Raw genomic sequence first — 25,635 nt, forward strand, 5'->3', positions numbered from 1 at the left:
CCGGAATCACATCGAGCAACCGAGCAACCCATTGAAGATGTTGAAGGTGCCAGAGGCACGGAAACCAGTCTTGGCCGTAAACTGGGTTCCGAGGCGTGGCAGACTCCCTTCACCCGCTCCAATTCTCGACAACATACTGAAAAACAGCCATTTTCTCGCCATATCGGGCCGGAAGACCGTGTTTGTAGCACAGAACTGTTGCACAACGCGGCCACAAAGGTCGCATCAAACCATTTGAATCGTTCAGAAAATCGTCTTCCGGACTGTAGCACACGATCGTTGCACAGAACGTCGTCACGGGGACTATGGCGTCGAGGTTCGATCTACCAATTTCGCGTGCGGGTGCCGGTCGATATCAGGATCAGCATGGGGCGGACCCATCATCTCTCCCTGTTGAAAAGGAACCCGCGCAATGACCCTGCCCAAGAAAATGATCGTCCGCGATATGACCTTGAACGAGATTTCGAGCGTGGACGTGCCCGCCGTAAAGGGCGCAACCGCTTTGATCCTGAAGAGTGGCGCTGCCGCGTTCCGAAAGAATGTCTCCGAGGTCGCGACTGGCGAGGCCGCGCCGCTGTATAAGGCTGCCGAGTACGCAGACGCGACGATGGTGCGCGCCGGGGAGATCGCCCTTAAGAAGGGCTGCACCCCCGGCAAGGCGCTCCTCGAGAGCGAGGGGCCGCACAATCGGCTTTGCCATCCCTGCGCGCATTTGGATGTGAGCCCCTACGCTCTGTGAGCGACTAGTCCCCGAAGGCTTCGTTGATCGCCTTGAATACCTTCTCGGCTCGGCCAGTGGTGTGTGCCGGGAGATCATCCACTGACTTCCACGCATCGAATTGCTTCCACATTTCGCCCATGATGCGCTTCTTGTCGAGTTGGCTATGGCCGTGCCTCGTCTTCAAGACGTGCTCGACCTTCTTGCTGATCATGTCGGAGCCGTCTTCAGGCAGGTCCTCCGCCTTGATGGCTATGCCGTAAGTCTCGTTCACGCAGTCGATGAAGAACTTAGGCGGAAACAGGTCCTCAATTGCGAAGTCTGTCTGCTTCGTGCCGGCTGCCTTGCCGAGCATAATTGTCCTGAACTTCTGCCCACTGTCAGCTGCCATCTTGGACACATAAAGTTCGTCAATCTTGCCCTTCGCCTTTTTGCCCGCTTCATCGCTGTCGAGAAGTACGCCCGCATCCCAGCCCTGTCCGATGGCGAATCCGGCATACATTGGAGTCTTGGAAGCGCCGTCAGCGGGCCAGAGGTGTATCCTGTCCGATAATCCCTCTTTCCCGGCGGCCTTGAGCAAGCCTGACAGCTTGTGCAAGACCACCGCATCGCCGCCGCCTTCGACTATCAGAACTTGTCGGCTCCCAAGGATGCCGCTGTGATCCCCGGTGAGCCCGAGGCTTTGCTCGATCACCGCCATTGGCGCTCGTTGCGAACTCACAATACCTTGGGTCACGGCGACATGATCGTCGCGGCTCTCGATGATCCGCACACGCTCCGGGTGTGCTTGATCCACCATGGACGCGAGATGAGTGGTGTAGAGAATAGTGTTATGCTCTGCGAGTCGCTCGAACACCTTCAGCAAGTCCCGTTGGCCGGTGAAATGAAGATGCACCCCCGGCTCCTCGAGCAAGAGAACACAATCTTTGAAGTCGCCATTTGTCGCATGAGTGAACTTCCATGCGAAGGAGACGTACCAGCGAAAGCCGGTCGAGCGGCGGTGCAGCCGCACCGGCATTCCAATGCCTGCATCCTCCGCAAAGATATTTAGCGTTGGCCCATCAATCTCAATGTCGAACGACACATCCTTCTGTTGCCAGAGGTCTGCGAATTGCTTGGTGAGGTACTTTGATGCAGAGCGCTTGTCGAAGGATCGGATCGTACGCCCCTCAGAGGACTGGCCTTTCTCAAGAAAGTCCTGCAGTTCGATGTTCGCGAGATCAAGGATGATGAGGATTGTCTGGTCCTCATTGGGAAGTTTGTGGCGCTGCCCGCCAGCCTTATCGAGACGTTGCTTTAGCTGATCGAGTTCGATTTGCGCACCGGACATCTCATAATCGCGGATGTAAACAAACTTGGGCGTTTGCTCCTGCATCCACTCCGCTGCTTTGTCCTTGTCTAGGATGCCGTCCTCGAATCCACACTGATGGAAACCCGTCCGATATCCATAGGCTTTCGCCAGTGAGACCTTCACCTCTCTCGGGAGCGTGACTTTGGCGGGGGATTCTCCTTCGCCTCCTTCCGTGCCCTCGGCCGGTGCCTCAGGCTTGATGGCGGCATATTCATAAAGCGCTTCTATCTCGTCCCCATCGAGAGAGAACAATGCCCAGCAAACTTGCTTCCCCTTGGCGTCCTTTCGTCCCTCCCACTTATCGACCGGCCAATCTTCATCGAGATCATAGGTCGCGTCATCGATGGGGTTCAGGCAGTATAGCGCCTCGAAGAGATTGCTCTTTCCAGCCTCGTTCTGCCCAACAAACGCAGTGATTTGATTAGCGTTGATCCAGCCGGAATCAATCACATTACGGAAGTTGGTTACTTGAAAGCCTTCGAACTTCATCCTCGATGCCCTCTGATCTGCGTTGAATTCTCAAGAAGATAGGAGCTAATTCGCCTTGCGCCAATGGCTTGAACTGTACTTGTTGGGGAGAGGGCGCATGGGGCGCAGTCGGGAGCCGCTATCTCGCTACACCGACGATACCCCTGACCGAAGTGGTGGGGTCATCTGTCCAGCTACGTATCTGAAAAGATGGTGGGCGCGGCAAAGATTGAACTTGCCACCCCACTCGTGTGGAGGCTGACTTCCGTCACTTTCGGAACAATGGCCGATTTGGGTAAGGTTCGGCTATGCGAGCATAGGCTGGTATAGACAATGAACGATTTTCTAACTTCAATTGTCGGGGTGCCCTTCTGCGTTCGCTTTTTTTAAGTCCTAATGCGCAGCAGTCTGGTCAGACAGCCACCTGAATGTCCGTTAAGTGCTGGCCACATCCTTCAGCGGAGATGACCTACGCTCACATTTGGGAATTCGATTCGGGACATTGCTTCAAACAAGATTCGCGGATGATAGCCAGTGCCATAGTCATCGGCAGTCTCACTCTGATTTCCGCCGGCGATCCAGCCACCAAGGCGGAGCGCGATATCTCGTTCGATCCGCGCGTTACGAGCAGCGTCGCGAAATCCATGCCGGAACGAGTGAAAGCAGGTTTGGGGCGCGTTTGCCTTTGCACTGATAAGGAAGCGCGAAAACCACCGGGAAAATGCCACTGAACGGAACCCGCGTGCACCAGTTGGAAGATCGTCGAACAGCTTGATCGAGCCTTCCTTCCGTTTGCGCGCGACGAATGCCATGAAGCCGATATCGTGCAGCGTTGGATGGATCGGAACGATCCTTTCGCTCGATCGGGTCTTCAGCGTTTTGTCGATCGTTCCGACCAAGCTCGACGTCGTGATGACAATGCATGCTACCCCATCGACATCGCGGACATCGGCAACATCGAGTTGGCATAACTCGTTGAGTCGCGCTCCCGTGAAGAGGCCAAGGAGCGGCACCCAATACCGCGCACCATCCGCGATGACCTCACCCGGTTCGGCATAACCCGTCTGCGCATCTTTACATCCGGTGTAGATCGGGGCGTGAAAGATACGCTGTAGCTGCCATGGTTCGAATGGCTTTCGCCGGTCTTGCCGGGCCGTGGTTTCTGCCCACTGCAACCCTCGTGCAGGGTTCCGTTCAAGGTATTCCTCCTGCACGGCCCAGTTCAGCATCGTGACGAAGCGGGCCATGTAGGCATTGAGGTTCGTGGCATTGATCGTGGCGATCCTGTGATCTTGTCGGGCAAGCTCGGAGGCGGAGCGGACGGTCAGATCGGGGTACTTCTTGCGAAGGTTCACGGGGAGCCAGCGCAATATCTCCAGCAATTCACGGCAATCTTCCCTCGTGATGGATCGCAATGGCGTCGATGCCCCGAGCACATCCTCCATAACGTTTCGAGTCGTTCGATGCGCCAGCATCGTCCTGTCAGACCGCTTCTTCGTAGGATCGGCGAGGAAACGCTCGTAGATGGTCGAAAGGGTAGGACTGCTTGGCTGGACTGAAGCCTCGCACCCACCTTCCTCTTCGTACGAAGCCAAGCGAGATCGCCCCGTGATCGTTCCAAGGACTGTTCCGTCCATCGTCACGGAAGCACGAATACGCGAGTTGAACGGCAGGCCTGCCTTTGCCCGTTCTTCTTCGAACAGAACCTCAAAGTCGGATGCCACCATTCTAGCCAATCGCATTGCCTCTGTCCGACTGTCGGTACGAAGGCTTCGGCTCAGATGGGTCCGCCCCATGCTGATCCTGATATCGACCGGCACCCGCACGCGAAATTGGTAGATCGAACCTCGACGCCATAGTCCCCGTGACGACGTTCTGTGCAACGATCGTGTGCTACAGTCCGGAAGACGATTTTCTGAACGATTCAAATGGTTTGATGCGACCTTTGTGGCCGCGTTGTGCAACAGTTCTGTGCTACAAACACGGTCTTCCGGCCCGATATGGCGAGAAAATGGCTGTTTTTCAGTATGTTGTCGAGAATTGGAGCGGGTGAAGGGAATCGAACCCTCGTCGTCAGCTTGGGAAGCTGCTGCTCTACCATTGAGCTACACCCGCGAAGGCAGGTCCGATTGCACCGGTTTGGTCGTTTGGTCAATGGGGTTTTGAGGTGGCGCTGCCGCCGCGGGGGCTCGGAGCGTCTTCGGGACGTGCGTATTCCTGCGGGGGCGAGGCTTCAGGGCTTTGTTCGAGGGCGCGTGGTACCCGCGCCGGGGTCACGACAGGGCGTGGCGGGAAGACGGACATCGCGATGGTACTGCTGGGCAATCTCAAGATTCGGACGGTCACTCTGGTGACGACGCTGCTCATCGGTGCCCTGGCGCTGGTGAGCGGGGCGATGGCGCTGCGCTTCATTGATGGGCTGGGCGATAGCCTGTCCTATTCCTCGGACAACACCGTGCCCAGCCTGTCGGTCCTGGGCGAGGTCGCGCAGCACCAGGCCCAGGCGCGCATCCTCATCTCGCAGCACATCCTGGCCGATACGCGCAGCGAGACGCGCCGCATCGACGAGGAACTTGCAACGACGCTCAAGGAGACCGACGCGCGGCTCTCCCATTACCGGAACCTGGTGTCCGACGCCGAGGAGGAAAAGCTCTTCAGCCAGCTTACGACGACCTGGAACGAATGGAAGCGCGAGGTACAGGGCGTGCGCTCGGCCTCGATGGGCCTGCGCACCGATGAGGCGACCGGGCTCTACAACCGTGACTTGAAGCCGCTGGGCTACCGTCTCGACTCGCTGGTGAAGGAGGAATTCGCCTACAACGTGGAGATCGGCAACGCCGCGGGCGAAGAGGGCAAGGCGACGGTCGCAAGCTCCTTCAACTGGATCGTCGGACTGCTGGTCCTGATCGGCGCGGCCTGCGTCCTCGTCCTGGTGGTGATGACCAACCGCGTGGTGCGCCCGCTCGCCGGGCTGACGCGCGCGATGGAGGACATGGCGCGCGGCGACCTCGAGCGCGCCGTGCCCGGGCGCGAGGGACGCGACGAGATCGGCGCGATCGCCCGCGCGCTGGAGGCCATCAAGGAGGCCGTTGCCGAGCGTGCCCGCAAGCGCGCCGAGGCGGCGGCCAAGGCGCAGCGGGTCGTCGTCGAGGAACTGGCCGGTGGGCTCGAGGCGCTGAAGGGCGGCAAGCTCGATTGCGCGATCACCACGCGCTTCCCGGAAAATTACGAGCGCTTGCGCGTCGACTTCAACGAGACCGTGACGAGCCTCGCCACGGTGCTGGGCGACGTTGCGGGCGCGGCGGACAACGTCAACAATGGCGCGAGCGAGATCGCCAGCGCCGCCGACGATCTGGCCGGACGCACCACCGCGCAGGCGGCGGCGCTCGAGCAGTCGGCCGCGGCCGTGCGCGAACTGCGCGAGTCGGTCTCGGACACCGCCCGCGTGGCGCAGGACGCGCGCGACAACGCGCAGGCGACCGAGCGCGAGGCCGAGGATGGCAGCCAGATCATGGTCCGCGCGAGCACCGCGATGGAGGCCATCTCCAAGTCGAGCCAACGCATGGCCGAGATCGTCACCCTGATCGATGGCATCGCCTTCCAGACCAACCTCCTGGCGCTCAACGCCGGGGTCGAGGCCGCGCGTGCGGGCGAGGCGGGCAAGGGCTTTGCGGTGGTCGCGACCGAAGTGCGCGCGCTGGCCGAGCGTTCGGCCGAGGCCGCGCGCGAGATCAGCGGGATCATCCAGACCAGCGGCGGCGAGGTGCACAACGGCGTCGAGATGCTGGGCCAGACCCGCGAGGCGCTGGGCAAGATCGTCACGCGCACCGGGGAGCTGGCGAACATGATCGGGCGTATCGCGGAATCGGCGAACGAACAGGCCAACGCCATCGGCCAGGTCGACCAGGTGGTGGGCCAGATGGACACCACGACCCAGCAGAACGCGGCGCTGGTCGAGGAATCGACGGCCGCCTCGCGCAGCCTGGCGCAGGAAGCCCAGCGCATGGGCCAGCTCGTCGGACGCTTCGATCTTGGCGCCCATGCGCGTGGTGGCATGGGCGGGGCGAATGTCCAGCGTCTGCCCGTGCGCGGCCCGGCGCGCGCACCGTCCCCCGCGCCGATGACGCAGGGCAACCTCGCTGTGCAGGACGATTGGGCCGAGTTCTGAGAGGTCAGGCGGCCTCGTCGCGGGAGGTGGCCGTCCTCTTTTCGCGCAACGTGCGCTCGATCTCGATCAGGCGCTGCTTGCGCCACAGGCCACCCGCATAGCCGGTGAGTGAGCCGTCCGCGCCGATCACGCGGTGGCACGGGATCATCAGCGCGATCTGGTTCGTGCCATTGGCCCTTGCGACCGCGCGCACCGCGCTGGGGCGCCCGATCTGGCGGGCAAGTTCGCCGTAGCTGCGGGTCTCGCCGGGGGGGATCGTGCGAAGCGCCTCCCAGACCTGCCGGGTGAAAGGCGTGCCGGCCATGGCGATGGGGGTCTCGAACGTGCCCGATTGCGCCGCGAAGTAGGCGGACAGCTCATGGCTGGCCTGCTCGATGGGCCCGAGCGCGCCGATGCCGATCCGCGCGTTGGTTCCGGCCTGGAGTTTCTTCAGCTCGGCCGGCAGACCCTTGCGGTCGACGAATTCGAGCAGGTGCAGGTGATGCGCGGAGGCGACCGCGATCATGTCGCCCAGTGGCGTCGGGATCCAGCTCGCGCGCAGCAGCCCCTCGCCGTGGACGAGCTCACCCGGAGCGCAGCCCAGGAGGCGTGCGAAAGCGGCGCGAAAGGCGCTGGGGGATTCGAAGCTGGCCTCCAGCTGGGCCTCGATCACGTTGCCGCCCTCGGCGAGCGTGGTGAAGCCTTCGCGCACCCGGCGCTGGCGGGCCATCTCCAGGAAGGTAATCCCGAAATGGCGCTTGAAGGCGCGCCGCACGGTCGAGGCGTCGAGCCCCATGGCGGCGATGTCGCCCTCGCTCCAGCGGCGGGCGGGCGCGCGGTCGAGTGCGGCCAGCAGTGTCTCGATCACCGGCTCGGCTCTGGCGGCGGCTTCCAGCGGGTGGCAGCGCTTGCAGGGCCGGAAACCCGCCTCGATGCACTCCCCGATGGTGGGGCGGAAGGTGCAGTTCTCGGGCCTGGGCTTACGCGCCGGACAGGTCAGGCGGCAGAACACGCCCGTCGTCGCAACGCAGACATAGGCCTGCCCGTCGAAGCGCGCATCGCGGGCGAGCAGGGCGGCATAGAGCGCCGCGTCATCGGGAAGATCGAACAGCATGGCGCCTTGTACCATCTTGTCTCTGACCTTGGCGCCGGATTTCGGGCGTCTATTTCTGCAGGAGGGAAGATGCTGGAAAAAGAGGATTTCCGAGGGCGCTGGCCCTCGGATTCTCTCCTGTGCCCTCTCAGCCCTTCGCTTCGGCGATCAGCTTCAGGGCCTCCGCGCTGGTCCAGTCGTTGCCGCCGGTCCAGCGCCACACTTCCTTGCCCTTGGCGTCGAACAGGATCGTGACGGGCAGGTTGCCGCCGTACTGGAAGGAGAGGTCGGCTTGCTCGTCGATCCAGGGCTCGATGTTGTCGAGCTTGCGGCGGCGCAGGATCTCGACGACCTTGCCGCTCTGGCCCGCATCCTGCGAGATGGGCAGGACGGTGACGCCCAGGTCGTCCTCGCGCCCGATCAGGGTGTTGAGCGTGGGCAGTTCCTCCACGCACGGCGCGCACCAGGTCGCCCACAGGTTCACCAGCACCGGCTTGCCCTTGAGCGAAGTCAGATCGAGGCTTTCGCCGCTGGGGTCGCTGAGCGCGATCACGGGCATCGGCTCACCCTTGTGCGAACGGTCCAGCTTGCCCTGCGCTGTGGGCACGGTGGGCGCCTCGGCGCCCCCGCCTGCCGGAGCCTGCGAAGCTGTTGGTTGCGCGTCGGGTGCGCTTTGCCTATCGCAGCCCGCGAGCAGCAGGGCACAGGACCCGGCACACGAATACAGGACGAGCGACGTGAGCGATTTGGACAATGGCACGGGCGGGGGCTCCAACCAGATGTGGGGCGGACGGTTTGCGGAAGGACCGTCGGCGATCATGCGCGAGATAAACGCGTCGATTCCCTTCGACAAGGCACTGTGGCGTCAGGACATCGCGGCAAGCAAGGCGCACGTCGCGATGCTGGGCACGCAGGGCATTGTGACTGCGCAGGATGCCAAGGCGATCACCGAGGGTCTCGACCAGGTCGCCGCCGAGTACGAAGCGAACGGCGTTCCCGAAAACTGGGACCTCGAAGACATCCACATGACCACCGAATCGCGCCTGGCCGAACTGATCGGCCCGGTCGCGGGGCGCCTCCACACCGCGCGCAGCCGCAACGACCAGGTCGCGACCGACTTCAAGCTCTGGGTGCGCGAGGCGATCGACGAGGTCGACGCAGGGCTCGAGGCGCTGCAGAAGGCGCTCGTGGCGCAGGCCGGAACCCACGCGGCCTCGATCATGCCCGGCTTTACCCACCTCCAGACCGCGCAGCCCGTGACGCTGGGCCATCACCTGATGGCCTATTACGAGATGATCGCGCGCGACCGTTCGCGTCTGGCCGACAACCGCGTGCGCATGAACCGCTCGCCACTGGGCGCAGCGGCGCTCGCGGGCACCGGCTTTCCCATCGACCGCGCTATGACCGCCAAGACGCTGGGCTTTGACGGGCCGACCGCGAACAGCCTCGACACCGTCTCGGACCGCGACTTCGCGCTCGACTACCTGATGGCCGCGGCGCAGTGCTCGCTGCACCTCTCGCGCCTGGCCGAAGAGTTCATCATCTGGGCGAGCCAGCCCTTCGGCTTCGTGCGCATGGCCGATTCGCTCTCGACCGGCAGCTCGATCATGCCGCAGAAGAAGAACCCGGACGCCGCCGAACTGGTGCGTGGCCACGCGGGCCGCATCGCGGGTTCCTCACCGGCCTGATGATGACCATGAAGGGCCTGCCGCTCGCCTATTCCAAGGACATGCAGGACGACAAGCCGCCCGTCTTCGAGGCGCACGGCCTGTTGGCGCTTTCGATCGCGGCGATGACCGGCATGGTCGCCGACAGCGACTTCAAGACCGAGCGCATGCGCCAGGCCGCCGAGATGGGCTTTGCCACCGCGACCGACCTTGCCGACTGGCTGGTGCGCGAGGGCGACATTCCCTTCCGCGAGGCGCACCACATCACGGGCGCGGCGGTGAAGCTGGCCGAGGCCCGCGGTGTTGCGCTCGACCAGCTGCCGCTTGAAGACCTGAAAGAGATCGACAGCCGCATCGACGAGCGCGTATTCAAGGCGCTCTCGGTCGAGGCGTCGGTCGCCGCGCGCATGTCGCACGGGGGCACCGCGCCCGACCAGGTGCGTGCGCGCGTGGCCGAGGCCCGCGCCGCGCTCGGCATGGCCTGAGGACAGGCGAGGAGACACGGGAATGCGCAACGTAGCGGCTCTTCTGGTCCTGGCGGCGCTGGCGGCCTGCGGCCAGCGCGCGGATCTTGCGGTCAAGGAAGGCGCGAGCCTGCCTCCGGCGCCGTACGGGCGGGCGCAGAAACCCGCGCCGCGCGAACTGCTCACCATCCCGACCATCGCCATTCCCAAACGCAGCGTCGAGCTGCGCACGCGCTCGGAGGAACGCGAGGACGATCCCTTCGATCTTCCCCCGCCCGAGCGCGCGGTGGATCCGCAGTAACCACGCCTCTCTAATGCAGCGGCCCGCCCCGGTGGCGGGCCCACACCGAATTTTCCGACAGGACACCCATGGACCATTTTCAGCTGATCGACGGCGAGCTCTGCGCCGAGCAGGTGCCGCTCGCCGACATCGCCCGCGACGTCGGCACCCCCGTCTACGTCTACTCGCGCGCGACCTTCGAGCGCCACGCCCGCGTCTTTCGCGAGGCGCTCTCGGGCCTGCCGCGCGTGCACATCGCCTTTGCGGTGAAGTCGAACCCGAACCTGGCCGTGCTGCGCCTGCTGTCGAAGGAAGGCTATGGCGCGGACGTGGTCTCGGAAGGCGAGATGAACCGCGCGCTGGCCGCCGGAATGCCCGCCGAGGACATCGTCTTCTCGGGCGTGGGCAAGTCGAAGCGCGAGCTGACCGCGGCGGTGAAGGCGGGGATCGGCCAGTTCAACCTCGAGAGCGAGGAAGAGGGCGTCGAACTGGCGGCCATCGCCTCCGAACTCGGCGCCACGGCCACCTGCGCGCTGCGCGTCAATCCGGACGTCGATGCGCGCACCCACGAGAAGATCTCGACCGGCAAGGCCGAGAACAAGTTTGGCGTCTCCTATGACCGCGCCGCCGGGATCTACGCGCGCCTCTCCGCGCTCGAGGGCCTCAACATGCGCGGGCTAGCCGTCCACATCGGCAGCCAGATCAGCGACCTGGAACCCTCGCGCCAGGCCTTCGTGAAGATGGGCGCGCTGATGGAGGAGCTGCGCGCGCAGGGCCTTTCGGTCACCCACATGGACCTGGGCGGAGGTCTCGGCGTTCCCTACAAGGGCAACGAGAGCCTGCCCACGCCCGCCGATTACGGCGCGATGGTGGTCGAGGTGACCAAGGGCTGGGACGTGACCGTCATGTTCGAGCCGGGCCGCGTGATCTCGGGCAATGCGGGCGTGCTCGTCTCCGAGGTGATCCGCGTCAAGGAGGGGACCTCCGCGCCCTGGATCGTCGTCGATGCGGCGATGAACGACCTTGCCCGTCCGGCGATGTACGATGCCTGGCACGACTTTGCCGCGGTCAAGCCGACTGGTGAGACTTTCACGGCCAATGTCGTGGGCCCGATCTGCGAAAGCTCGGACACTTTCGCCAAGAACCGCGAAGTCGACGTGGTCAAGGCAGGCGATCTCGTCGTCTTCCGCACCGCGGGCGCCTATGGCGCGACGATGGCCAACACCTACAACAGCCGCGCGCTGGTGCCCGAAGTCATGGTCGATGGCGATGCCTGGGCGCTGGTTGCAGGTCGGATCGAGCCGGAGACGATCCTCGCGGCCGAGAGCGTGCCGGACTTCCTCGCCTGATTGAGCCCCACGCGCAGGCTTGGTAAGGAGCGGCGATGATCGACAATCTGCCGCTCTTCCACGCCGTCCGGGACCGGCCCGTCCTTGTCCTCGGACGCGGCGAGGCCGCTCTTGCCAAGCGCCGCCTGGTCGAGCGGGCGGGCGGCCTTGTGATCGACGATTTTCGCGAAGGGCTGCTGCGCGGCGCGCGGCTGGCTTTCATCGCGCACGAGGAGGAAGAGCTTGCCACGCGCGATGCGCGCCGCGCGCGCGGGGCGGGCCTGCTCGTCAACGTCACCGACCGGCCCTCGCTCTGCGACTTCACGGTGCCCTCGATCCTTGACCGCACGCCGGTCCTTGTCGCCTTCGGGACCGGCGGGGCCTCGGCGGGGCTCGCCAAACACCTGCGCCTACGCCTTGAAACGCTGCTCCCGCAGTCGCTCGGCCAACTCGCCGCCGCCTTGCGCGATGCGCGCGGGGCCTTGCGCAGCCGCTGGCCCGCTGCGGCCGACCGGCGCCGCGCCATCGATGCTGCGCTGACTGCAGGAGGTCCGCTCGACCCCCTGCGCGAGGACAGCGCGGACAAGGTCGAGCAATGGCTCTCGGGCACGGTGCAGGAACAGGCGCGCGGCCTGTTCGAGATCGCGCTCACCAGCCTTGACCCCGACGACCTGACCCTGCGCCAGGCCCGCCTCATCGGTGAGGCCGACACGCTGGCCTGTGAACCGGGTATCCCCGAAGCGCTCCTCGTCCGGGCCCGCGCTGATGCGGTACGCCATGGGATCGAGAATGGCGCTGCGGTCGAGGCCGATGCGGGGCTGACCGTGGTGATGCGCGCGCCAAAGGGGTAAAAGAAGGCTATTCTTCAAGGGGCCATCGCCCCTTGACCCCAAAATGGGCGACCTCACCTTTCACAAGCTACGTGGCGCGCGGAAGGAAACCTCGACAGTTCGGGGAGCCCGAGGGCGATGGCCCTCTGAAATTCTCTTCTTATTCCTTCTACTCGCGCGCGCCGGATGCCGCGAAACGCCGGCCCGAGGCCAGCTCCGCCGTGGTGTAGGGGCTTTCGTTCCACACGTTGCCCGGCGGATCGTAGCGGCATACGAGGTATTCGTGGTGGGCGCTCTGGGCGAGGGCGCAGCCGACCGCGCTCGTGCGCGCCCAGATCATCTGCGTGTAGTGGCCCACGCGCGGGAAATCGGACTGCCAGGAGCGCCGGGCGTTCAGCGCGGTTTTCTCGTGGGCCCAGCCTGCGACCATGTCCGCAACGCGGTAGGCGCCGCGCGTACCCATCCACAGGTTCTCGCCGGTGTCGCGGTTGGAGGTGTCGTGGCTGAAGGTGCCGGTGGCCGCGAGCCGCTGCGCCCAGCCCTGCGCCTCGTGGGCCAGCCTGGGGCTCCAGCGCAGCGGTGGGGCGCCCACGGCGGCGCGTTCCTGGTTGTGGATGGCAAGGACGACATCGGCCAGGCCCGACCTGTCTGCCGCGCTGCCGATAGCGGTCGCACCGCCACTGCCCGATACCGCCACGGCCGCGGCGGCGAGTATGCCCAAACCCATCTTGCAACCCCGTCTTCGTGACAGCGGCGCCTAGAGGCGCGTTCCTGTCAATTTCCGGAACATCACAGGGCTTGGAGCTGAAATCGTTAAAATCCGATGTGCGGGACGCCGGGACGGCTCAGAACATGCCCCCGGCCAGTCCGTCGATGGCGCCCTGCAGGATGACGGCGGCGGCCGCGCTGTCGATGCGCTCCTTGCGCTTGGCGCGGCTCATGTCCTGGTCAAGCAGGCCACGTTCGGCGCCCATGGTCGACCAGCGCTCGTCCCACAGCAGGATGGGCAGACCCAGCGCGGCGAGGTTGCGCGCGTAGGCGCGGCTCGACTGCGAGCGCGGACCTTCCGAGCCGTCCATGTTGAGCGGCAGGCCGATGACGATGCCGGTGATCGAACGCTCCGCGACAAGGGCGGAGAGCGCGGCCTTGTCGGCGCCGAACTTGCCACGCTTCAGGGTCTTGCCGGGCGAGGCGAAGCGCCAGCCCGCATCGCAGAAGGCGGTGCCGATGGTCTGGGTGCCGAGGTCAAGGCCCAGGAGCGCACCCGCATCGGGCAGGGCGTCGCGAAAGTCGAGCGCGCTGGTGGTGACGGTGCTCATCAGCCGACGGCCTTCACCTTGGGGGCGCTTTCCTCGGGCGCTTGGTCCTGCGCGGCGAGCCAGGCGGTCAGACGCTTGCGGGCGTCGGCGCGCAGGTTCTCCCAGAACAGCAGGATGTCGTAGACGTGGTAGTTATTGCCCGGCAGCACGTAATCGCCCAGCTCCAGCTTGGGCGCGCGCCGATGTGCAGGAAGTTGTCGAGCTCGCAGGTCGCGGGCACGACCTGCGGGGCCAGCGTGCCGGTCTTCTCGGCAAAGTCGGGGACCAGCGTGCCGGTGTTGGCGCGCGCATCCGCCGCGCCGTCCTGCGCGCCGATCAGCGGGTTGGTGCACAGGAACGGGCTGCCGTCGAGCTTCTGCCCGTCAAGCCCGGTCTGGCGCAGGTAGCCGGCCGTCAGAGCCGAGGTGTCGGCCGGGTCGGCGACCGAGAGCCAGGAAAGCACGCAGCCCGCCTGGTTGTCGCTGGTGCACTGGGGCAGCCCCATCTTCGGCAGGTCATGGTCGAGCGAGACCGGCCAGCCGGGCAGGTAGGCCGCGGCCACGCGCGCGGCGACGGGCGTGCCCGCCACGTGGTCGCGCAGCAGGCGGCGCAGCAGCAGTGCGCCCTGGCTGTGGCCGACAAGGACGATGGGCCCTTCCGGGTTTTCGCGCAGGAACACGGCAAAGGCGCTCTCAAGGTCGCCATAGGCAAGGTCGAGCGCCTGCTGCGCTTCGGGCCGGGCGGTGAAGAAGGCGCCGATCGTGGCCTGGCGGTAGCGCGGGGCCCAGACATCGCCCGCGGCGGTAAAGGCGCTGGCCATGGTCTGCGTGAAGAGCGCGGCGCGATTGTTCGCGTCCTCGTCGTCGAGCGGCGCGTTCCAGTGCGCCTTCTCCATGTAGCTGGTGGGATGCACGAAGAAGATGGCCGCGCGGGCCGAGCCCATAGGTGCCGTGCTCGCCCCTTCGGGCAGCCACTGCGCGGGGTCGTTCTGAAGGCCGGGCCGCGCGACCCACATCGCAGGTGCGTCCCAGTCGCCTTCGGGCTTGGCGGGCCGAGTCTCGAACTCGCCCGAGGGGACGAAGGTGAGCTCGGTCAGCTCGTCCGACCAGAAGGTGAGCGCGAGGCGTGCGGCCACGAAGAGCACGAGGCACACGGCGACGACATAGAGGAACTTGCGGGCCATGGTCTCTCCTGTTGCCGGTTCGGCCGGATCGGTCAAGATGGCCGGTGCGAGAGGGCCTCAGGCGTGCAGCGCGCCTGCAGGATCGGTGTCGGCCTCGGGCGGGACTTGCGTGCCGGGGGGCAGAACGCGGTTGCGCGCGGCCTCGCGCTCCAGCCAGATCTTGAGCATGGCCACGAGCGGGTCGGCAAGGGCCAGGCCCAGGATACCGAACAGGACGCCCAGGATGAGCTGGGCGGCAAGGACCAGCGCGGGCGGCAGGTCCACCGTCTTGCGCGCGATCATGGGCACGATCACGTAGCCGTCGATGAGGTGGACGATGAGGTACACGAACATCGTGTAGAGCCCCATCTCCATGCCGCCCGAAAAGCCGACGAGAATCATGATCGCGCCCGAAATCGGCGCGCCGATGTTGGGGAGGAAGGCGAGGAGCGCGGTGATGATGCCCAGGAGCGCAGCCATCGGCACGCTGTAGGCCTCCAGCATGGCCCAGGTGAACAGGCCTTCCACACTCATGCCGATGACGCGCCCGAACAGCAGGCGGCGCAGCGCGGCGCCCATCGCGCGCGCGGTGCCTTCGAAATGGTCGCGCCGGTCGACCGGCAGGAACCAGCCCACGCCGCGGCGGTAGAGGCGTGGCTCCAGCGCGAAGTAGATGCCCAGGACCAGGATCAGGAAGAGCGTGGTGACCGCGCCGATGAGGCCGCCCACCACCGCCGTGACCTGGCTCATCCCGCCCATCGCCTCGCGCGCCATGGACCGCAGGTCCACCGCCGTGACGTTGAGACCGTGGCCGCGCAACCATTCCAGCGCGAGGTAGTATTGCCCTTCGATCGTGGCGGGAAGTTCGGCGGCCTGGACCGCGATCTGGCTCCCGGCAAAACGCGCGATCCATATGACCGCCATCAGAGCGAGGGCGAGCACGATGGCCACGCACCAGGTGCGCCCGAGCGGCACCACCCGGCCCAGCAGGCGCGCGCCGCCATCAAGCAGCGCGCCGAACACGATGCCCCCGAAGATGACCAGCAGCGATTGCGAGAGGAAGATCGCCAGCGCGAAAAGCAGCAGCATGCCGATCCACACGAAGGCCTTGCGCGCCTCGGTGCGGATCAGCGGATCGGCGATGTCGGTAGGGCCCACCCGCCGCACGCGCGAAGTCGTCTCGGGGGCGGGGGAGGGCGCCGCGGGTTCCTCGGCACCCGGAGCGGTCTGCGGGGGCTCCCCCGCAGCAAGGCTCACTGCGCGGCCTTGCTCGCGTCGAGGGCAGGGCGCAGGCTGGTCAAGGCGCGGCCGGGGCGCAGCGCGCTCCACCAGGTCAGCGGGTTCCAGGTCTGGGTGCCATCGAGCGAGAACGTGATGAACTCCGCGCGCCCGCCAATGTCGGAGAGCGGCACAGGGCCGTTGAGGCCGCCACCGGGCACCCCGGCCCAGTCGTCGAAGGGGGCACGGCTGTCGGACGAGCGGTCACGGTCGTCGCCCATCAGGAAGACGTGGCCTTCGGGCACGCGGGTCTCCGGGTAGTTGTCGAGGCGCTGGTTCATGTAATCGATGACGTTGTAACTCGCGCCGTTGGGCAAGGTTTCCCGGTAGGTCGGCATTTCGTAGACTTCGCGGCCCGAGGGCAGGCGGGTGCGGAAGGCTTCGAAGCCGTCGTAGCAGTGGCCCACTTCCTGCCCGTCGCACTGGAGCGCGGGATCGGCGCCCAGCTGCGTGGCGGGCACGACCTCGCGCGGGATGAAGCGGCCGTTGAGGCGAATGCGCCCGTCGATCACCGCGATCCGGTCGCCGGGGCGGGCGACCACGCGCTTGATGAGGTCTTCCTTGCGGTTGCCCGGCACGACGATGACGATGTCGCCGTATTCGGGCGTGGAACCCAGGATCCGCCAATCACTGCGCGGCAGGGCGTGAAAGCTGATCGAGGACCAGTTCCAGCCGTAGGCGTACTTGGAGACGACGAGTCGGTCTCCCACCAGCAAGCCCGGCATCATCGAGATCGAGGGAATGTAGAAGGGCTTGGCCACGAACGAATGGAACGCCAGCACCCCCAGCAGCATCAGCGCGAGGCCGCGCACTTCGTGCAGCCAGTTGACCTTTTCCTTACCCTTCCCCTTCGCCTTGGCGGATGTGGAGTTTTCGGAAGAGGGGGCGGACGGTTCGCGCATGGTCTGGGACAAGAAACTCTACTCGGTAGCGGCGCAAGGGGCGAGCGGGCGCGCCTCGATGACGACGAAAGCCTGCGCCCATGGGTGATCGTCGGTGAGCGTGAGGTGAACCACGGCTTCGTGCCCTGCAGGGGTCATCGCATCAAGCCGCTCCTTCGCGCCGCCCGACAGCGCCAGCGTGGGCGCGCCGGACGGGGCGTTCACGACGCCGATGTCCTTCATGAAGACACCTTGCTTGAAACCGGTCCCGACCGCCTTGGAATAGGCTTCCTTGGCCGCGAAACGCTTGGCCAGCGTGCCCGCGACGGTGTGCGGGCGCCGCGCGGCCTTGGCGCGCTCCTTCTCGGTGAAGACGCGATTGAGGAAGCGGTCCCCGTACCGTTCGAGCGAATTGGCGATGCGCTCGATGTTGCACAGGTCCGAACCCAGGCCGATGATCACTTGCGCCTTCTCCTGTTGCGCCAGTCTGCACGAATGCGCTCGGCCGCGGTCAGCGCGGGGCCCGAGAGCACGAAGACGGCAAAGCCCCAGCCGATGAGCCCCAGCCCCGAAAAGATCGGGTGCGGCTCGAACGGCCGTCCGGCGCGGTAGTCGCTCCAGAGGGCAAGTGCCGTCGTGATGCAGGCGACTATGGGGACGAAACCCAGGCAAACAAGGCGGATGCGGCGTTTGAGGCGCGTAAAATCCGCACCTTCACGTTTCACCGGACCTCGTCCATCAGCGCACGCATCTTCGCGATGCTGGCCTCGAGCCCGGTAAAGATGGCCTCGCCGATGAGGTAGTGGCCGATGTTGAGCTCGGCGATCTGGGGGATGGCCGCGATCGGCTGGACGTTCTCGTAGGTGAGGCCGTGCCCGGCGTGGGGTTCGATCCCGTTCTTGGCGGCGAGCGCGGCCATGTCGGCGATGCGCCTGAGCTCTGTCGCCACGTCCGGGCCGGTGGCGTGGGCGTATTCGCCGGTGTGCAGCTCCACCACCGGGGCGCCCAGCTTCATCGCCGCCGCGATCTGGTGCGGTTCGGGGCCGATGAAGAGGCTGACGCGCACGCCCGCCTCGGTCAGCCGGCCGACGATGGGGGCGAGCTGGTTGTGCAGGCCTGCGGCATCAAGCCCGCCCTCGGTGGTGCGCTCCTCGCGCCGCTCGGGCACGATGCAGGCCGCGTGCGGGCGATGCCTGAGCGCGATTTCCAGCATCTCCTGGGTCGCGGCCATCTCCAAGTTGACGGGCAGGCCGGTTGCGTCCTGCACGCGCTGGATGTCACCGTCGACGATGTGGCGGCGATCCTCGCGCAGGTGCACGGTGATGCCGTCCCCGCCCGCCTGCGCCACGATCTGCGCGGCACGGGCCGGATCGGGATGGAGCCCGCCGCGCGCGTTGCGGATGGTGGCGACGTGATCGATGTTCACGCCAAGGCGCAGGTGCGCAGGGTGGTGGACGCTGGACACGGGAGGCGGGCCTTTGCGTTGCAGGAGGGGAACGGCGAGGGCGGCGCCCGGGGCTACCGGGCGCCTTGCGGGTCAGGGCTGCTGGCGGCTGCCCGGCTTGATCGCGGGGGTGGCGGCAAGCTCGGCCGGAAGCTCGTCCTCGGCATACGTCGGGAAGCTGAGCGCGACGAGCGGGTAGAAGGGGACGCCCAGGTCCACAGCGCCCGCCGAACGGTCGACGAGGGCGGCTGCGGCAATGACCGTGCCGCCGGCGGCCTCGATCGCCTTGATTGCCTCGCGGCTGGACTTGCCGGTGGTGACCACGTCCTCGACCATCAGCACCTTGTCGCCCGGATCGAGCTCGAAGCCGCGGCGCAGCTCGAACGTGCCGGTCGGGCGCTCGACGAACATGGCATCGACCTGGAGCGCACGGCCCATTTCCTGGCCGATGATGACCCCGCCCATCGCGGGCGAGACGACCTTCTGGATCTGCCTGCGCACGTCGTGGGGGAACGTGGCGGCCAGCGCGACGGCCAGACGTGCGGCGCGGTCGGGGCTCTGCAGAACGCGCGCGCACTGCAGGTAGTGGGCGCTGTGGCGGCCCGAGGAAAGAAGGAAATGTCCTTCCAACAGGGCCTTGCTGGCGCGGAACTCGGCGAGGACCTCTTCTTCCTGCATGGCGGTCAACTTCCTTTCATTAAAAACACGTAATTCGGCGGCCTTGCGCGGCGCCCAAAGTCAAAAATTCCCTAGTAGCGCTTGAGACGCGCAGCAAGCGCGCGTATAGGCCAAGATGGAAGGGGGGCAAGAGCCTCCGCATTTGGGGTGCGTGCAGGCGGGGCGATTCGCGTGTACGTTATAAAAGAGAAACGGAAGCGCTATAACGATGATATCCGGACACATCGCCCGCTCACCGCGCCTTTTGGGGAAGGCCAGCCTTTTTTTCGCAGCTGCATTTCTGGCCGCGCCCGCGCTGGCGCAGGAGGAAGGTAGCTACACGCCGATGACGCCGACCGAAGGCGTGGGCATGCCGACGCCGGGCGGGATCGGCTTCCAGGACCAGTATTCGCCGATTGGTGAATACGCGCTGAAGATTCACAACTACGCGCTGATGCCGATCATCACGATCATCACGCTGTTCGTGCTCGCGCTGCTGATCTGGGTCGTGGTGCGCTACAACCGCCGCGCCAACCCGGTCGCTTCCAAGACCAGCCACAACACCGCGATCGAGGTCGTCTGGACGATCCTGCCGGTGTTCATTCTGCTCGGCATCGCGGTCCCCTCGATCGACCTCATCGCCAAGCAGTACAAGCCTGCGCCCAAGGAAGCGCTGACCATCAAGGTCACCGGCAACCAGTGGTTCTGGACTTATGGCTACCCCGACAATGGCGAGTTCGAGGTGATCTCGAACATGCTCAACATTCCGGGCCAGCCGGTCATCAACAACGGCGTGCGCGAAGTCGGTTCGCAGGCCTGGGACGGCCCCTCGCACCTCGAAGTCGACAACCGCCTCGTCGTGCCCGCGGGCGAACCGATCCGCCTGCAGATCACCGCGGCCGACGTGATCCACTCGTTCGCGGTGCCTTCGCTGTGGTTCAAGCTCGACGCGGTGCCGGGCCGCATCAACGAGAAGGTCCTCTTCGTCGAGAAGCCGGGCGTCTACTACGGCCAGTGTTCGGAACTGTGCGGCGCGAAGCACGGCTACATGCCGATCGCGCTCGAGGCGCTCCCGCGCGAAAAGTACAACCAGTGGGTCCTGACCCATCCCGGCGCCGTGATCGACGGGCGTGAAGAGCCGGCCGCGGCCGCACCGGAGGCCGAGGGCGAAACCGTCCCGGCCGACATGCCGGAAGACGCCGCCACCGAAGCTGCCGCCTGACGGCCCCGCGAACGCAAGGATTAGGGTTTACCACCATGGCAACCACCGCAGACCAGTTCCAGGGCCACGTCGCAGACCACGGCCACGATCACGGGCATGACCACCCGGGCTTCTTCGCCCGCTGGTTCATGTCGACCAACCACAAGGACATCGGCACGATGTACCTGATCTTCGCGATCATCGCGGGGATCATCGGCGGCGCCTTTTCGGGCATGATGCGCGTCGAGCTCGCCGAGCCGGGTATCCAGTACCTCGACATGTTCGCCAAGTGGTTCGGGGCGGAAAATCCCGATTTCACCACCACGCTCCACACCTGGAACGTGCTGATTACCGCGCACGGCCTGATCATGGTCTTCTTCATGGTCATGCCCGCGATTATCGGCGGCTTTGGCAACTGGTTCGTGCCGATCATGATCGGCGCGCCGGACATGGCCTTCCCGCGCATGAACAACATCTCGTTCTGGCTGACCGTGGCGGGCTTCGTCTCGCTCTTGTGCTCGGCCTTCGTACCGGGCGGTACGGGGCTTGGTGCGGGGACCGGCTGGACGGTCTATGCGCCGCTCTCGACCTACGGTTCGCCCGGGCCTGCCGTCGATTTCGGCATCTTCGCGCTGCACCTTTCGGGTGCCGGCTCGATCATGGGCGCGATCAACTTCATCACCACCATCTTCAACATGCGCGCGCCGGGCATGACGCTGCACAAAATGCCGCTGTTCGTGTGGTCGGTGCTGGTCACCGCGTTCCTGCTGCTGCTCTCGCTGCCGGTCCTGGCCGCGGCCATCACCATGCTGCTGACCGACCGCAACTTCGGCACGACCTTCTTCGATCCCGCCGGCGGCGGTGATCCGGTGCTCTACCAGCACCTGTTCTGGTTCTTCGGCCACCCCGAAGTCTACATCATGATCCTGCCCGGTTTCGGCATCATCTCGCAGATCATCTCGACCTTCTCGAAGAAGCCGGTCTTCGGCTACCTCGGCATGGCCTACGCCATGGTCGCGATCGGCGTCGTCGGCTTCATCGTGTGGGCGCACCACATGTATTCGACCGGCCTTTCGGTGAACACCAAGATGTACTTCACCGCGGCCACCATGGTCATCGCGGTGCCGACCGGCGTGAAGATCTTCTCGTGGATCGCCACGATGTGGGGCGGCTCGATGGAGTTCAAGAGCCCGATGATCTGGGCGATCGGCTTCATCTTCCTGTTCACCGTGGGCGGCGTCACCGGCGTCGTGCTCGCGAACGGCGGTGTCGACGACAACCTGCACGACACCTACTACGTCGTCGCGCACTTCCACTACGTGCTCTCATTGGGCGCGGTGACTGCGCTCTTTGCCGGCTTCTACTACTGGTTCCCGAAGATGAGCGGGAAGATGCACTCGGAGTTCCTCTCCTACGTGCACTTCGCGGTGTTCTTCGTGGGCGTGAACATGATCTTCTTCCCCATGCACTTCCTGGGGATGCAGGGCATGCCGCGTCGCTACCCGGACTACCCGGAAGCCTTCACCTACTGGAACCACATCGCGACGATCGGCTACATGGTCATGGCCGCTTCGCTGGTGGTCTGGTTCGTGAACATCGCCTACGCCTTCCTCGCGGGCCGCAAGGCCGAGGACAATTACTGGGGCGAGGGCGCGACGACGCTGGAATGGACGCTGACCAGCCCGCCGCCGTTCCACCAGTTCGAGACCCTTCCGGTCATCGAAGAGGCCGCGCACCACTGATCGGTCCCGGTCCCTCCCAACGGCGCATACGCGACGATTTGCCGGGCCTTCGGGTCGGGCAAATTGTCCGTCTCGCCTGAAAGGCACGAACGGTGTATGGGCACGCCACCATGACCACCTCGATTACCCCCCCGAATCCGGCTCCCGCCCGGCGTCCGGCCGAATGGCGTGACCTCATCGCGCTGACCAAGCCGCGTGTGATGAGCCTTGTCATCTTCACCGGCCTGTGCGGCCTCATCGCCGCGCCTACGCGCATCCACCCGGTCCTCGCCTTCACCGCGATCCTGTGCATCGCCATCGGGGCGGGGGGCGCGGCCGCGCTCAACCAGTGGTGGGAAGCCGACCTCGATGCGGGGATGAAGCGCACCGCCAAGCGCCCGCTCCCGCAAGGCCGCCTTGACCGCACCACCGCGCGCGACTTCGCGCTGGTGCTGTGCTCGGGCTCGGTCTTCCTGATGGGCTTTGCGATCGGCTGGCTGCCGGCCGCGATCCTGGCCGTCTCGATCGTCTACTATTCGGTCATCTACACCATCTGGCTGAAGCCCCGCACACCGCAGAACATCGTCATCGGTGGCGGCGCAGGCGCGTTCCCGCCGCTGATCGGCTGGGTCGCCGCGACGGGCGAGATCACGCTCATGCCAGTGGTGCTCTTTGCCATCATCTTCATGTGGACGCCGCCCCACTTCTGGGCGCTCGCGCTCTTCGTGAAGAGCGACTACGCCAAGGTCGGCATCCCGATGATGCCGGTCGTCGCGGGTGAAAAGGCCACGCGCCGACAGATCCTGATCTACTCGGTGCTGCTCCTGCCGCTCACGATGGTCCCCTGGTGGATCGGCGGCACGGGCCTCGTCTACGGCGCGAGCGCGTTCGTGCTGTCCGCGCTGTTCCTCGCGCTCTCGATCCGGGTCGGCCTGCGTACGCGGGGCGACGAGGACACGATGAAGCCCGAGAAGCAGCTCTTTGCCTACTCGGTCATTTACCTCTTCGCGCTCTTCGCCGCGCTGGTGCTCGACCGGTTCATCGTCATCTGAGGGAGTTTATGGACGAGGAAAAGCCCGAGACCCCCGCGCCCGATACCCGCAGCATCGAGCAGATCCGCAAGGATCGCAATCGCGTGCTGGGTCTGGGGCTTGCCGCCTTCGTGGTCCTCGTCTTCTTCATCTCGATCGCGAAGATGGGCTGAGCCATGGCGAGCCTGTCCACGCCCCACGATGCCACGAGCCAGGGCGCGCAGACGCGCCGCCGCAACCGCAAGGTTGGCCTGATCGGTCTTTCGATGGCGCTGGGCATGCTGGCGCTGGGCTTCGCCGCGGTGCCGCTCTACCGCATCTTCTGCCAGGTGACGGGCTATGGCGGGACCACCCAGCGCGTCGACGGGGCGACGGCTGAGGCTGTCCAGGTCGCCGCGCGGCCCATGTCGATCCGTTTCGACGCCAATGTCGCGCATGACATGCCCTGGAATTTCAAGCCGCTCCAGACCACCCACGACATCACCGTGGGCCAGCGCGACATGGCGCTGTTCGAGGCCACCAACACCTCGGACAAACCCGTGACCGGCACCGCCAGCTTCAACGTGGAGCCCGAACAGGCGGCCAAGTATTTCAACAAGATCCAGTGCTTCTGCTTCACGCAGCAGACACTCCAGCCCGGCGAAACCGTGAAGATGCCGGTGCTCTACTACGTCGATCCGGCGATCCTTGGCGATGAAGACAACAAGGACGTCGAACAGATTACGCTCAGCTACACCTTCCACCTCAACGAAGTTCAGACATCTCCTGCGGATGCAAAGGGTCTGGACCGCGCCGGGGCGGGAAGTTAAGGCTCATTTGGGGACCGTTTCCTCCGGCACGTGGCGCCGGGCGCAGCGGCTAGAACAGTATTCGATAAACGGGGATGAAGGCACATGGCCGGTACCAAGAACCACGATTACCACATCCTGCCGCCGGACATCGCGCCGCTGGCGACCACGCTGGGCGCGCTGATCTTCACCTCGGGCATGGTGCTGTTCATGCACGACATGCCCGGCGGTGCCTTCGTGCCGTGGATGGGCCTGGCGCTCCTCATCGCCTCGATGTGGATGTGGTTCTCCAAGATCGTCCACGAAGCGCGCGCGGGCGACCATACCCCGGTCGTGCAGCTGCATCAGCGCTACGGCATGATCCTGTTCATCGCCTCGGAAGTGATGTTCTTTGTCGGCTGGTTCTGGGCCTTCTTCGATTTCTCGCTGTTCCCCTCCACCCTTACCGAGGTGGTGGACGGACAGTGGCCGCCCAAGGCGATCGAGGCGGTCATGGACCCCTTCGCGCTGCCGCTGCTCAACACGCTGATCCTGCTGACCTCGGGCACCACGGTGACCTGGGCCCACCACTCGCTGATCCACGGCGACCGTGAGGGCCTCAAGAAGGGCCTGTGGGCGACGATAGCGCTGGGCGTCCTGTTCAGCGCAATCCAGGGCTACGAATACCTGCACGCGCCCTTCGGCTTTGGCGGCAACACCTATGGCTCGGCCTTCTACATGGCGACCGGCTTCCATGGCTTCCACGTCATCGTCGGCACCATCTTCCTCGCCGTGTGCCTCGTGCGCAGCTATCAGGGCGACTTCACGCCGCGCCAGCACTTCGGCTTCGAGGCCGCGGCCTGGTACTGGCACTTCGTCGACGTCGTGTGGCTGTTCCTCTTCGTCGCGGTCTACATCTGGGGCGGCTGGGGCTATCCCACGCACTGATCCGCGCCGGTCTTGCAAAGCCGCAAAGGGCAGCCCGCGTTCGCGCCGGCTGCCCTTTCGGTTTGGTGGGGCCTCACGTACGATTGCAAGTGGAAAGAAGATTTCCGAGGGCCATTGCCCTCGGGCTCCCCAAACTGTCTACCTCACCTTTCGCACGCTGCGGTGGCCGGGAAAGGTGAGGTCGCCGATTCCGGGGGCAAGGGGCGATGGCCCCTTGTATCTCTCTTCCTGATTCCCGTGCCCGACGAAAAGGCCCTGATCCATGCGCTCCATCCCCATTGTCTCCACGCTCGTCGTGCTTCTCGCCGTCGGCGTGATGATCGCGCTTGGCCTCTGGCAGCTGGAGCGCCGCGAGGAGAAGGCCCAGCTGCTCGGGCACTACGCCGGGGCGGCAGGCCTCACGCAGGAGATCGCCTGGCCGAGGCAAGGTCCGGGCGCGCGGCTGCTCTATCGCCGCGCCCATCTCACCTGCACCGCCGTGACCGCGACCAGCGCGGTGGCGGGCCGCAATCGCAACGATGAGACCGGCTTCGCGCGCACCGCGACCTGCGCGCTGGCGGGTGGCGGCGAGGCGCGGGTGGTGCTGGGCTGGACCCGGCGGCCCGATGGCAAGGGCACCTGGCAGGGCGGCGAGGTGCACGGCGTGATCGCGCCGGGCCCGCGTCTGGTGGCCGACCCGGCGCTGGGCGGGCTCGAGGCGAACGCGCTTCCCGACCCGTCCGATCTGCCCAACAACCACCTCTCCTACGCGGTCCAGTGGTTCGCCTTTGCACTGACCGCGCTGGTCATTTACGCAATGGTCTTGCGCCGCAGGGGGCGTTCGTGAGCCTTGCGTTTCGTGGGGCCCCGTTTCACAGCGGGATTGCCTTGCCGCCTTGCGGGCGCTAACCGCGCCTGCAAA

25 protein-coding genes, 1 tRNA gene and 1 pseudogene are annotated in these 25,635 nt (G+C 65.5%); 13 read left to right on the forward strand and 14 right to left on the reverse strand.

Going from position 1 to position 25,635, the window contains the following annotated elements; genetic code table 11:
- Positions 1 to 412: 412 nt before the first annotated feature.
- Complete coding sequence (locus MBENS4_RS08730) at positions 413 to 739, forward strand: hypothetical protein (protein ID WP_039390168.1); 327 nt, start codon at positions 413 to 415, stop codon at positions 737 to 739.
- Positions 740 to 743: 4 nt separating this feature from the next.
- Here MBENS4_RS08730 and MBENS4_RS08735 read toward each other — a convergent pair whose 3' ends face one another.
- From MBENS4_RS08735 to MBENS4_RS08745, 3 genes are all read right to left on the reverse strand, one after another.
- A complete protein-coding gene (locus MBENS4_RS08735) occupies positions 744 to 2,558 on the reverse strand; it encodes an ATP-dependent nuclease (protein WP_039390171.1) in 1,815 nt (604 codons plus the stop codon).
- 434 nt (positions 2,559 to 2,992) lie between these two features.
- Positions 2,993 to 4,501, reverse strand: coding sequence for a site-specific integrase (locus tag MBENS4_RS08740; RefSeq protein WP_340140805.1), 1,509 nt, complete (start codon positions 4,499 to 4,501; stop codon positions 2,993 to 2,995).
- A gap of 77 nt (positions 4,502 to 4,578) precedes the next feature.
- A tRNA-Gly gene (locus MBENS4_RS08745) sits at positions 4,579 to 4,652 on the reverse strand.
- Between the two features lie 193 nt (positions 4,653 to 4,845).
- Here MBENS4_RS08745 and MBENS4_RS08750 point away from each other — a divergent pair.
- Positions 4,846 to 6,705: a methyl-accepting chemotaxis protein gene (locus MBENS4_RS08750; RefSeq protein ID WP_052322128.1), complete on the forward strand. Its 1,860-nt coding sequence runs from the start codon at positions 4,846 to 4,848 to the stop codon at positions 6,703 to 6,705.
- Positions 6,706 to 6,709: 4 nt separating this feature from the next.
- On the opposite strand, the gene MBENS4_RS08755 is transcribed toward MBENS4_RS08750, so the two are convergent.
- The gene (locus tag MBENS4_RS08755; RefSeq protein ID WP_242404844.1) at positions 6,710 to 7,813 is read right to left on the reverse strand and encodes a bifunctional transcriptional activator/DNA repair enzyme AdaA; all 1,104 of its coding nucleotides are present in this window, start codon (positions 7,811 to 7,813) and stop codon (positions 6,710 to 6,712) included.
- A 112-nt stretch (positions 7,814 to 7,925) separates the two neighbouring features.
- Entirely contained in the window at positions 7,926 to 8,384 is a 459-nt protein-coding gene (locus tag MBENS4_RS08760; protein ID WP_340140806.1) for a TlpA family protein disulfide reductase, read from the reverse strand.
- 172 nt (positions 8,385 to 8,556) lie between these two features.
- Between MBENS4_RS08760 and argH the strand changes: the two are divergent.
- From argH to MBENS4_RS08780, 4 genes and pseudogenes are all read left to right on the forward strand, one after another.
- Positions 8,557 to 9,929 (forward strand): annotated as a pseudogene (gene argH, locus MBENS4_RS08765) (argininosuccinate lyase).
- Positions 9,930 to 9,951: 22 nt separating this feature from the next.
- Positions 9,952 to 10,209 carry a hypothetical protein gene (locus MBENS4_RS08770; protein ID WP_039390177.1) on the forward strand — a complete coding sequence of 86 codons (258 nt, stop codon included), beginning with the start codon at positions 9,952 to 9,954 and terminating at the stop codon, positions 10,207 to 10,209.
- 68 nt (positions 10,210 to 10,277) lie between these two features.
- Positions 10,278 to 11,537 carry a diaminopimelate decarboxylase gene (lysA, locus tag MBENS4_RS08775; RefSeq protein ID WP_039390179.1) on the forward strand — a complete coding sequence of 420 codons (1,260 nt, stop codon included), beginning with the start codon at positions 10,278 to 10,280 and terminating at the stop codon, positions 11,535 to 11,537.
- 35 nt (positions 11,538 to 11,572) lie between these two features.
- Positions 11,573 to 12,367 (forward strand): precorrin-2 dehydrogenase/sirohydrochlorin ferrochelatase family protein, encoded by a 795-nt coding sequence (locus tag MBENS4_RS08780; protein WP_039390182.1) that lies wholly within the window; start codon positions 11,573 to 11,575, stop codon positions 12,365 to 12,367.
- 148 nt (positions 12,368 to 12,515) lie between these two features.
- On the opposite strand, the gene MBENS4_RS08785 is transcribed toward MBENS4_RS08780, so the two are convergent.
- The 9 genes from MBENS4_RS08785 to pyrE all read right to left on the reverse strand — a co-directional run bounded on the left by MBENS4_RS08785 (position 12,516) and on the right by pyrE (position 19,087).
- Complete coding sequence (locus MBENS4_RS08785) at positions 12,516 to 13,073, reverse strand: CAP domain-containing protein (protein ID WP_052322129.1); 558 nt, start codon at positions 13,071 to 13,073, stop codon at positions 12,516 to 12,518.
- Between the two features lie 118 nt (positions 13,074 to 13,191).
- Complete coding sequence (ruvX, locus tag MBENS4_RS08790; protein ID WP_039390185.1) at positions 13,192 to 13,665, reverse strand: Holliday junction resolvase RuvX; 474 nt, start codon at positions 13,663 to 13,665, stop codon at positions 13,192 to 13,194.
- 67 nt (positions 13,666 to 13,732) lie between these two features.
- The gene (locus MBENS4_RS08795) at positions 13,733 to 14,827 is read right to left on the reverse strand and encodes a DUF3089 domain-containing protein (RefSeq protein WP_340140807.1); all 1,095 of its coding nucleotides are present in this window, start codon (positions 14,825 to 14,827) and stop codon (positions 13,733 to 13,735) included.
- A gap of 57 nt (positions 14,828 to 14,884) precedes the next feature.
- The gene (locus MBENS4_RS08800; protein ID WP_242404845.1) at positions 14,885 to 16,063 is read right to left on the reverse strand and encodes an AI-2E family transporter; all 1,179 of its coding nucleotides are present in this window, start codon (positions 16,061 to 16,063) and stop codon (positions 14,885 to 14,887) included.
- Complete coding sequence (gene lepB / locus MBENS4_RS08805; protein ID WP_039390187.1) at positions 16,060 to 16,986, reverse strand: signal peptidase I; 927 nt, start codon at positions 16,984 to 16,986, stop codon at positions 16,060 to 16,062. Before lepB ends, MBENS4_RS08800 begins: the two co-directional genes overlap by 4 nt.
- An 18-nt stretch (positions 16,987 to 17,004) precedes the next feature.
- Positions 17,005 to 17,427 carry a holo-ACP synthase gene (gene acpS, locus MBENS4_RS08810; protein ID WP_039390188.1) on the reverse strand — a complete coding sequence of 141 codons (423 nt, stop codon included), beginning with the start codon at positions 17,425 to 17,427 and terminating at the stop codon, positions 17,005 to 17,007.
- Positions 17,424 to 17,690 (reverse strand): hypothetical protein, encoded by a 267-nt coding sequence (locus MBENS4_RS08815; RefSeq protein ID WP_039390190.1) that lies wholly within the window; start codon positions 17,688 to 17,690, stop codon positions 17,424 to 17,426. Before MBENS4_RS08815 ends, acpS begins: the two co-directional genes overlap by 4 nt.
- Positions 17,687 to 18,430, reverse strand: coding sequence for a pyridoxine 5'-phosphate synthase (locus MBENS4_RS08820; protein ID WP_039390193.1), 744 nt, complete (start codon positions 18,428 to 18,430; stop codon positions 17,687 to 17,689). The genes MBENS4_RS08815 and MBENS4_RS08820 overlap by 4 nt, the downstream gene beginning before the upstream one ends.
- 72 nt (positions 18,431 to 18,502) lie before the next feature.
- On the reverse strand, positions 18,503 to 19,087 hold the full coding sequence (gene pyrE / locus MBENS4_RS08825; RefSeq protein WP_039390195.1) for an orotate phosphoribosyltransferase: 585 nt from the start codon (positions 19,085 to 19,087) through the stop codon (positions 18,503 to 18,505).
- Positions 19,088 to 19,295: 208 nt separating this feature from the next.
- Here pyrE and coxB point away from each other — a divergent pair, with 208 nt between their 5' ends.
- The 7 genes from coxB to MBENS4_RS08855 all read left to right on the forward strand — a co-directional run bounded on the left by coxB (position 19,296) and on the right by MBENS4_RS08855 (position 25,560).
- Positions 19,296 to 20,288: a cytochrome c oxidase subunit II gene (gene coxB, locus MBENS4_RS08830; RefSeq protein WP_052322130.1), complete on the forward strand. Its 993-nt coding sequence runs from the start codon at positions 19,296 to 19,298 to the stop codon at positions 20,286 to 20,288.
- Between the two features lie 35 nt (positions 20,289 to 20,323).
- Positions 20,324 to 22,009 carry a cytochrome c oxidase subunit I gene (ctaD, locus tag MBENS4_RS08835; RefSeq protein WP_039390197.1) on the forward strand — a complete coding sequence of 562 codons (1,686 nt, stop codon included), beginning with the start codon at positions 20,324 to 20,326 and terminating at the stop codon, positions 22,007 to 22,009.
- Positions 22,010 to 22,119: 110 nt separating this feature from the next.
- The gene (locus tag MBENS4_RS08840) at positions 22,120 to 23,040 is read left to right on the forward strand and encodes a heme o synthase (protein WP_039392074.1); all 921 of its coding nucleotides are present in this window, start codon (positions 22,120 to 22,122) and stop codon (positions 23,038 to 23,040) included.
- An 8-nt stretch (positions 23,041 to 23,048) separates the two neighbouring features.
- On the forward strand, positions 23,049 to 23,192 hold the full coding sequence (locus MBENS4_RS26100) for a hypothetical protein (protein ID WP_199904358.1): 144 nt from the start codon (positions 23,049 to 23,051) through the stop codon (positions 23,190 to 23,192).
- Between the two features lie 3 nt (positions 23,193 to 23,195).
- Entirely contained in the window at positions 23,196 to 23,828 is a 633-nt protein-coding gene (locus MBENS4_RS08845; RefSeq protein ID WP_052322131.1) for a cytochrome c oxidase assembly protein, read from the forward strand.
- Between the two features lie 84 nt (positions 23,829 to 23,912).
- A complete protein-coding gene (locus tag MBENS4_RS08850) occupies positions 23,913 to 24,734 on the forward strand; it encodes a cytochrome c oxidase subunit 3 (RefSeq protein WP_039390199.1) in 822 nt (273 codons plus the stop codon).
- Positions 24,735 to 24,996: 262 nt separating this feature from the next.
- Positions 24,997 to 25,560 carry an SURF1 family cytochrome oxidase biogenesis protein gene (locus tag MBENS4_RS08855; RefSeq protein ID WP_039390201.1) on the forward strand — a complete coding sequence of 188 codons (564 nt, stop codon included), beginning with the start codon at positions 24,997 to 24,999 and terminating at the stop codon, positions 25,558 to 25,560.
- Positions 25,561 to 25,635: the final 75 nt, after the last annotated feature.

The sequence above is a fragment of the Novosphingobium sp. MBES04 genome, assembly GCF_000813185.1.
GTDB lineage: Bacteria > Pseudomonadota > Alphaproteobacteria > Sphingomonadales > Sphingomonadaceae > Novosphingobium > Novosphingobium decolorationis.